Here is an 8,251-nt window from a genome sequence, read left to right as displayed (position 1 = left end):
TGTCAGTCTGTAGAGCGACCATAAGACCAGAACAGAGTAAATCTGTTAAGGCAGGTGCGGAACCCCGCAAGGGAAAGAAGCAGAAACCTAAATCGTGAGGTTTGGGAATCACCGTCCGTTTACGGCGGTGAGGATGTCAATATTCGCCCGATATACAAGCTTGATTACGCCGGGGAATTGTTCCATAGGTTTTATTGTATAGCTTTAGGTCGATCGATCCCTGTCCATTTAAGGAATGAGAAAAAATACCTAAATCTCAGTTTCGCCAGTAAGATTCTAAATTTTTCTGTAGTTAATGATACAGAATAGCAAATTTGTGTCAGACTGAAGGTAGAAGTTGATCGCACCTGTGGCAAGGATAAATTTATGAATATTCAAGAAAAAGCACGTCTTAATTTAACCCAAGAACGACAAGCAGAAGGAATGCTCGAAGAAAATGTCTTAACTCGTACAGAGGAGCTTTTAGGGGAAGGGGAGGCAGGAACTGCGAAAGCACGGGTTTTATTAACTGAAAATCGTCAAGAAGACGAAAAACGTCAAGATCAAATTTTAGAACGTTCCCTCAAAGCTATGCAATAGCCTTGAGGAGATTGGTGAAGACTGGGAATATCCACACAAGTCTAGATAAATGTCTGTAGAGACGTGGTTGACTGCGTCTCTATTTCAATTACCGATAACTAATCACTGTTAAACTAATCACTGTTCACGCTCTGGACAGTGAAAAAATGCAGATCCGAAGAAAACACCCCAATCCTGCCGTCAAAGTTGAGAGTTTGAGTTATGTGGTGAAAGTGCCGGAGGCACAACCGCAAAATATTTTAGAAGAAATCGTTTGGCATAAGGAGATCGAAGTCGATAAATTGCGTGAAAAGTTGTCTTTATTGGAATTACGCAAAAAAATAGCTAATACTGCGCCACCTTGCGACTTTTTAGCCGCCTTAAAACAGGGTAAAACCCAACCCGCTTTGATTGCGGAAGTGAAAAAAGCTTCCCCTAGCAAGGGAGTTATCCGGGAAGATTTTGATCCTGTAGCGATCGCCCGTACCTATGAACAGGGGGGAGCCACTTGTTTATCGGTCCTAACCGATAGTAAGTTTTTTCAAGGTAGCTACGAAAATCTTACCCTCGTCCGGCAAGCGGTATCTTTACCCCTATTATGCAAGGAATTTATCCTTTATCCCTATCAAATCTACTACGCTCGCTCTAAAGGAGCCGATGCTGTCCTTTTAATTGCCGCTATTTTAAGCGATCAAGACCTAGCATATTTTGTCAAAATTGTCAAGGGTTTAGGGATGACAGCTTTGGTAGAGGTGCATAGTCTGGCCGAATTCGATCGAGTGTTAGCCATTGAGGGAATCGAACTAATCGGCATTAATAACCGCAATTTAGAGACATTTAAAGTCGATTTAGACAATACTCGCCAATTACTAGAAGCCAGGGGCGAACAGGTGCGAGAAAAAGGTATTCTGATCGTCAGCGAATCGGGATTACACACAGCTGCAGATCTGGCCAAAGTGAAGCAAGCGGGAGCAAATGCGGTTCTAATTGGCGAATCTTTGGTAAAACTGCCCGATGCTGCCGTCGGTATCCAGAAACTCTTTGAAAATCGGGAATAGGAGTTAGGAAGTGGGGAAGTGGGGAAGTGGGGAAGTGGGGAGTGGGGAGATAGGGAAGCTATCTCATCACCCTATCACCCCAAAACCCCATCACCCCAAAACCCTATCACCCTATCTCCTGAATACTGACTCCTGACAAGGCTATCTCCCGGTATATAATCAGAGTTTGCCGAATCTTAAATCATCCCCTCAGAATTGATGCGATCGAGATTTGGTTTTTTATCTTTGTTAAATATGGCCCAACGAGAGAGGACGAACCATGGAAAATAAAAATATGTTGATGATTCCCGGCCCGACACCAGTGCCGGAAGCGGTATTATTGGCTATGGCTAAAGCACCTATAGGTCATCGGACGGGTGCTTTTAGCAAGGTAATCGCCGAATTAACCGAAAATCTTAAATGGTTGCATCAAACCAGTGGCGATGTTTTAATGCTAACTGCTTCGGGAACCGGTGCCATGGAAGCGGGAATTATTAATTTTCTCAGCCCCGGCGATCGAGTTTTGGTGGGGGATAATGGTAAATTTGGGGAACGTTGGGCGAAAGTGGCGAAAGCATACGGCTTAAATGTGGATGTCATTAAGGCAGAATGGGGTAAACCCCTAGATCCAGAGGCATTCACGGCTAAACTGACCGAAGACAAGGAAAAAGCCATCAAAGCGGTAATTATCACCCATTCGGAAACTTCCACCGGGGTTCTCAATGACTTGGAAAGCATTAACAAAGCGGTAAAAGACCACGGGGAAGCTTTAATTATCGTCGATGCTGTCACCAGTTTAGGAGCTTATCATATTCCCATCGATGAATGGGGTTTAGATGTGGTCGGTTCTGGTTCCCAGAAAGGTTATATGATTCCTCCCGGTTTAGGTTTTGTTTCCGTAAGTCAAAAAGCTTGGAAAGCCTACGAAACCGCCAAACTGCCCCGTTTTTATCTAGATTTGGGCAAATACAAAAAAGCCACCGATGAGGATAGTTCCCCTTTTACCCCTCCAGTTAACCTGATGTACGGTTTACAAGCTTCTCTGCAAATGATGAGAAGGGAGGGATTAGCGGCAATTTTCGCCCGTCACCAACGCTTAACGAAGATGACGCGGGCCGGTATGCGCGCCCTGGATTTGCCCCTCTACGCGGCGGATTCCTGGGCTTCCACGGCGATTACTGCGGTGGACCCCACTCTGGTAGATGCGGAAAAAATTCGTTCGACTCTCAATAAAAAGTTCGACATCGCTGTGGCTGGTGGTCAGGATCACCTCAAGGGTAAAATCTTCCGTATCGGTCATTTAGGTTTTGCTAGTGAGAGGGATATCCTCACGGTTATCGCTGCCATTGAAGCGACTTTAATCGAGTTAGGTGTCGAAGGTGTCACCCCCGGCGCCGGTGTGGCTGCGGCTGCCTCGGTGATGGTGCAGGGTTAATCTTGGGTTGGCTTTTCCCCTTCTCCCCAAAGAGGGGGATTTTGGCTGGAAAATATATCCTGTATATGTATAATTCGCTATAATCCAGCCAAAGTAATAGTCAACTCTTGTGGGTTTTATGTTATGTCTGCAAAACAAAATTTTGTGTTTGTATTTATTTGGGTGATTAACCTTTTGTTAGCGTTAAAGTTAGTTTTCGAGCAAGCATCTGTAGTTTTTTTAGCTGTCTTAGTCTTGACAACTTTCTTGCTGATTCTAACTTTGAAAGCTAATTCTAGTAAGGAAAAGAGAGTTAATTCTGACGAGAAAAGTGAGCAAAAAAATGCGAAGCAGGATAGTATAGATTGGCATTCTATATTAGTATTTTTCGCTATTTTTATCAATAACGTTGTTTTATTCTGGAAACTATTTTCCTCTCCGGAATCCCAAGGGGGGATACTGATCACGATCGCAATTATGGCAGCATTACTTTTATTAACCCTGGGACTTGATAACTTAGGGTTCCAAAATAAGTTTCCTTTTGTCAAACTTAAATAAATCAATAATCCCACTTAACCGTTTACTTTTGACTTGATTGCGGGCCGATTTGGGGCAAATGCAAAGCCGGATCCTGCGCTGTCCAACCGACGGGAGTATCTAAGCGCACCTCAAAATGAAGATGGGGGGGAATAATATCTGGTTGTCCCGTGGTGCCAACCGTACCGATAACGTCTCCTGCTCGTACCCTTTGGTCAATTCTCACTGTAACCCTGCTTAAATGGGCATAACGGGTCTGCCGGCGACCTAAATGATTAATTACGACCAAATTACCATAGGCCCCTTCCTGACCCACATAAATCACTAGACCATCCTCGGTGGCTAGAACTGGTGTACCAACATCTGCGAGAAGATCAATACCACTATGAAAGAGATTTTTCTGTTCCGTGGGGCTTTTTTGCCAACCGTAGGCTAATCCGACAGTGCTGGCAAAGGGTAAGGGATAAGAACTTAATCCAGTATAATCCGATCGCTTGCCGGCGGCGGACCAATTGGTGCCGGGGATAAAAACTATTGTCGGCCGGCGACCACAACCGTTAAGCTCAAAGAGTATATCGGCACGAATACCATAGGCCGCTTCTAAATCGCGCCAAGTGGAACCCCGGGGTGCTTCGATGCGAATGCCGTTCATCGGGGGAATGAAGATTTCTTTCCCCACCGGGGCCAAACCATTTTTGAGAATAGTCGGATTGAGTTTAATTATCGTTGCGGGGATAAGAGCGTATTTTTCGGCGATTGAGGCGATTGTTTCTCCCGCTTGGATTTTATGGCGTTGTAACCTTGATAAAATCGGCAGGGGACAAACATTATCAGACCCTTGGGCAAAAATTAATTTTTGATTTAAGCCCAAAAAACCTAGACAAAAAAACAAAATTGTGCTAGTTAAACTTAGCCAAATTTTCTCACTTTTGATTCTCCGACCCATGACCATAAAAAAAGCGATCTCTATAATTACAAAACCCGGAGAATACTAGGAATACTGTCAATAGCTTCTAAAGACTCTATTGCCGCTAAAGCGTTGCGGAAATTGCCCTCGCGCACATCGTGGGTGACAACGACAATTTCGGCTAAATCACCCCTAATACCAATTTGTACCACGGATTCTAGACTAACCCCATGGTCGCCGAAAGCCATACCTAAATGACCGATTACCCCCGGCACATCGCGACAGAGAAAACGGGCATAAAAACGGGTCGATAACGACTCCATCGGGGCGATTTGACAATAATGCTGGTGAATACAGCTTAAAAGCGGGTCAAGTTCCTTGGTTTTGCCACTACTTTTTAAAATTCCGACGATATTCATCACATCCGATACTACCGCGCTGGCCGTCGGTCCGCTACCGGCACCCGGTCCATAAAACATCACTTGGCCCAAGGGTTCCCCCTCGACGAGAATAGCGTTATAGACCCCGTTAGCATTAGCGAGGGGATGGGTTTTCGGTACTAGGGTCGGATGAACCCGCAACTCTAGGGTATCGGAATCTTCCTTAACCGTATCTTTTGCGATCGCTAATAATTTAATCACAAATCCCAGTCTATCAGCGTAGGCGATATCGACGGCGCTAACTTGCCGGATACCTTCACAGTAAACATCTTCCCGTTTTACCCGACCTCCAAAACCCAAAGAAGCTAAAATGGCAATTTTATCGGCCGCGTCGAATCCATCCACGTCCGCAGTCGGATCCGCTTCTGCATAGCCTAATTCCTGAGCTTTGGCCAGCACTTCGCTAAAATCTGCCCCTTTTTTGCTCATTTCCGTGAGAATATAGTTAGTTGTGCCGTTGACAATTCCCATGATGCTGCTGATGCGATTAGCGCCGAGGGATTGTTTTAAGGGTTTAATGACGGGAATTCCACCACCCACGGCCGCTTCTAGGAGGACATAAACCCCCTTTTCGTTGGCCTTGGCGTAGATTTCATCACCAAAACGGGCAATAACCGCCTTATTTGCCGTAACAACGTGCTTTCCCGATGCGATTGCTTGGAGAATTAAAGAGCGCGCCGGTTCCAAACCCCCCAATAATTCGACAATAATATCAATTTCGGGGTCAGTAACGATCGATTCTAGGTCAGTGGTCAAAAGATGGGGAGAAAGCTCGATTTCTCTCGGTTTATCTAGGGATCTAACTCCCACTCGTCCAATGGTAATCTCTTTGAGTACGGGATGACGACCAAAAGGATCAAGGAGGATTTTCGCTGTTCCCGTCCCCACAACCCCGAAACCGAGTAAACCAATCTTAAAGGTCACGCTTTTATCTCCTGCTAGTCCGACGCAAAAAATACTAATGGCCAAGCCGTCGCCATTGTCGATTCTATCATTACAAGGTCTTTGTCTGTGGGGTTTTCTTTTGCTGGCGTTCAGGGCCTGATGATGATAAATATTCAGTATTTTTGTATTCAAATCAAGCAAATCTCGATCGCATTTAAACGCTTATCCTGTAATTGTTATTGATTTTATTGACCGATATAGATATTCGGCAATGTGAGTAACATTTTTTCTCACATCTCTAATTTATGATGACAATAATTCTCTATCTAGTTGATATTTTTGAACAAATCAATCGACTCTCTCTGAGCAAAGAGCTATGTTAGCATTATTAGTTAGGGTAATTTGACTCAACTGCACGAGCAACTAAGTTATCCAGCCCCAATTACCATACCAAAGAAATAGAATTGATAAAAAATAGGTAAACAAGAATAACAGAAATCCATAAAAATAACGATTTTTTTGGCTCCAATATCCAAGGATAATAAATATTGGAAATATTGTCATCATATACCTCATCATACTAAATCCGTTTATCAAAGACTGATTATTTATTCCCCCTTTTTTTTTTTTTCATAAGTAGCCTATACTCAACGGATTTAGTATTAGTCGTGCTTCGCTGTTTTATATTGGCTGGGGTTTCATCCCGTCGCGCTAAGCGCTTCGGATCTTCACCCCGACATTTGAGATAAAATTAAACAGTACCATATAGGATAAGCTGCCCGCGCATTTAAATTGCTGGTTGAGATGAGGCAAGAGTCAACAGGAAAGGGATTGGGGGAGATTCAGCTAATTTCTAAGCGCGAGTAGAGAGAAAAATAAAGCCATTGCATTACAGCACTCGGTAAAGTTTCCATGAAATTAATTTCTAAGCGCGAGTAGAGAGTTAAACGAGGAACTAAAGCAGGGGAGCTGCTGAAGTTCGCCGGAACTTGGCAAGGCAACGACTGGGAAGAGTGCCTCGAATTCGTCCAGGAAACTCGTTCTCAAGCTCAATTCTAAGTCTTATTACAAGGCTACAAGGCTGTTCCATGTTTCCTTCTATTTATTGAATTTTAACATTTAATTTATAGGTGGCATTGCCACGAGTTCCCCCTACAATTATTTCATAATTTCCAGTAGCCGGTAATTTTAAACTAGATTGGGTAGCTTCTGTTTTCAAAATTTGCCCATTCGGTGCAATCACATCGAATACGGCATTATTTTCTAATGCTGTAATTTTCAGATCCATTCTCTGTCCTTGATTCGCTCTTAATAAATAAATATTTCGACTCCCTCGAACAACCGATTGATTAACTGTAGTGGTATTAGTTCCTGGTGCAAACCGAATTTGAGACACTAAACAAGGTTGTTTTTGATAAATGACTCGTCCCGTATTCAAAGAATCTGAAGTTAACGTCCAGGTTTCTTGAGTTGTTTGAGTATCTAACTCAATTTTTGTCTTGATATTTAAGTTTAACTGATTCCCATTTTTCCTTCCTTGTAAGGTTTGAGTATAGGAACTATAATAAGATTCTTGTTCATTATGAATCGTAGCTTCTACCCGACCCGTGACTTGATTTCCCTGAATATAAATCCTCGCCGTAGAATCCAGATCATCATTAGCGACTGAAAAACAATAACCTTGAATCGAATAAGCGCTAGACGCTTGAGCAACTTGTCGGGGTGGATGATTTGCCATCCCAGGTGTAACATTCAGTAAACTTGCAAAAATGACTACAGATCTTAATAATTTCATCATCATAACTGACTCATGGTTAAAGCTTGATTGATCACTGATTCTAAATCCAGTGATTAAAGACTGATTATCTATTCCTCCTTTTGCCTCTTGCCTCTTGCCTCTTGCCTATCCTGATATGTAGCCTATACTCAACGGATTTAGTATGATTACTGATAGGAATCTTTCTTAACAATTTTGTCAGTAAGCACTCCAACCCTGATCCTGACTTGATTTCAGTTTTTTCTTTGTCAGTAAGGGTGTCAACAAGGAATATTACAAATTGTTAACCGAGTCTTGAAAGCCTTGTGCTACAAAGGTTTGAAATGTTAAGAAAAATCTGACTAATGGATAGAAGGTCTATTTGTGATTAAACCATCTTGGGGATACGGTGGCAATTATTAATGATGCTGACTTTCAACCGAACACTTGGTAAAGAGATATAATCAGGCATTAAATAGGTAGGGGTTAAATCCCCCCGTCTATCGGTACCCCCTGTCAGTCCTTGACATCCTCGCCGCCGTAAAACGGACGGTGATTCCCAAACCTCACGATTTAGGTTTCTGCTTCCACCACCGTCGCATACCACAGTTAAAAAACCATGTACTGTCTTACACAGAGTCCACAGACTTTCGCCCCATTTCAGAAGCCCGATTCCGTGTGTCCCACGGTACGTTGACCGCCTATAGCTTCTTGTAC

General features: G+C 43.3%; 7 protein-coding genes. 4 read left to right on the top strand and 3 right to left on the bottom strand.

What is annotated here, in order from left to right; genetic code table 11:
- Window positions 1-366 precede the first annotated feature (366 nt).
- The 4 genes from IM477_RS03660 (at window position 367) to IM477_RS03645 (ending at window position 3,567) form a co-directional block, all read left to right on the top strand.
- Window positions 367-579: a hypothetical protein gene (locus IM477_RS03660; RefSeq protein ID WP_287730566.1), complete on the top strand. Its 213-nt coding sequence runs from the start codon at window positions 367-369 to the stop codon at window positions 577-579.
- Window positions 580-725: 146 nt separating this feature from the next.
- Complete coding sequence (trpC, locus tag IM477_RS03655; RefSeq protein WP_287730565.1) at window positions 726-1,616, top strand: indole-3-glycerol phosphate synthase TrpC; 891 nt, start codon at window positions 726-728, stop codon at window positions 1,614-1,616.
- Between the two features lie 259 nt (window positions 1,617-1,875).
- On the top strand, window positions 1,876-3,030 hold the full coding sequence (locus tag IM477_RS03650; RefSeq protein ID WP_287730564.1) for a pyridoxal-phosphate-dependent aminotransferase family protein: 1,155 nt from the start codon (window positions 1,876-1,878) through the stop codon (window positions 3,028-3,030).
- A 123-nt stretch (window positions 3,031-3,153) separates the two neighbouring features.
- Complete coding sequence (locus IM477_RS03645; RefSeq protein ID WP_287730563.1) at window positions 3,154-3,567, top strand: hypothetical protein; 414 nt, start codon at window positions 3,154-3,156, stop codon at window positions 3,565-3,567.
- 22 nt (window positions 3,568-3,589) lie between these two features.
- Here the strand turns inward: IM477_RS03645 and IM477_RS03640 are convergent, their stop codons facing one another.
- From IM477_RS03640 to IM477_RS03630, 3 genes are all read right to left on the bottom strand, one after another.
- Window positions 3,590-4,498 (bottom strand): LysM peptidoglycan-binding domain-containing M23 family metallopeptidase, encoded by a 909-nt coding sequence (locus IM477_RS03640; RefSeq protein ID WP_287730562.1) that lies wholly within the window; start codon window positions 4,496-4,498, stop codon window positions 3,590-3,592.
- A 20-nt stretch (window positions 4,499-4,518) separates the two neighbouring features.
- The gene (locus tag IM477_RS03635) at window positions 4,519-5,817 is read right to left on the bottom strand and encodes a homoserine dehydrogenase (RefSeq protein WP_287730567.1); all 1,299 of its coding nucleotides are present in this window, start codon (window positions 5,815-5,817) and stop codon (window positions 4,519-4,521) included.
- Window positions 5,818-6,880: 1,063 nt separating this feature from the next.
- Window positions 6,881-7,579, bottom strand: coding sequence for a hypothetical protein (locus tag IM477_RS03630; RefSeq protein ID WP_287730561.1), 699 nt, complete (start codon window positions 7,577-7,579; stop codon window positions 6,881-6,883).
- Window positions 7,580-8,251: the final 672 nt, after the last annotated feature.

It is taken from the genome of Microcystis sp. M090S1 (genome assembly GCF_020246295.1).
Lineage (GTDB): Bacteria > Cyanobacteriota > Cyanobacteriia > Cyanobacteriales > Microcystaceae > Microcystis > Microcystis aeruginosa.
Note: the sequence above shows the minus strand (reverse complement) of the source record. Positions and strands in the feature narration are given on the sequence as shown.

Bases quoted from the DNA above. Each gene is read 5' to 3' on its own strand.
- IM477_RS03660 (WP_287730566.1), top strand. From the start codon at position 367: ATGAATATTCAAGAAAAAGCACGTCTTAATTTAACCCAAGAACGACAA.
- trpC (WP_287730565.1), top strand. From the start codon at position 726: ATGCAGATCCGAAGAAAACACCCCAATCCTGCCGTCAAAGTTGAGAGT.
- IM477_RS03650 (WP_287730564.1), top strand. From the start codon at position 1,876: ATGGAAAATAAAAATATGTTGATGATTCCCGGCCCGACACCAGTGCCG.
- IM477_RS03645 (WP_287730563.1), top strand. From the start codon at position 3,154: ATGTCTGCAAAACAAAATTTTGTGTTTGTATTTATTTGGGTGATTAAC.
- IM477_RS03640 (WP_287730562.1), bottom strand. From the start codon at position 4,498: ATGGTCATGGGTCGGAGAATCAAAAGTGAGAAAATTTGGCTAAGTTTA.
- IM477_RS03630 (WP_287730561.1), bottom strand. From the start codon at position 7,579: ATGATGATGAAATTATTAAGATCTGTAGTCATTTTTGCAAGTTTACTG.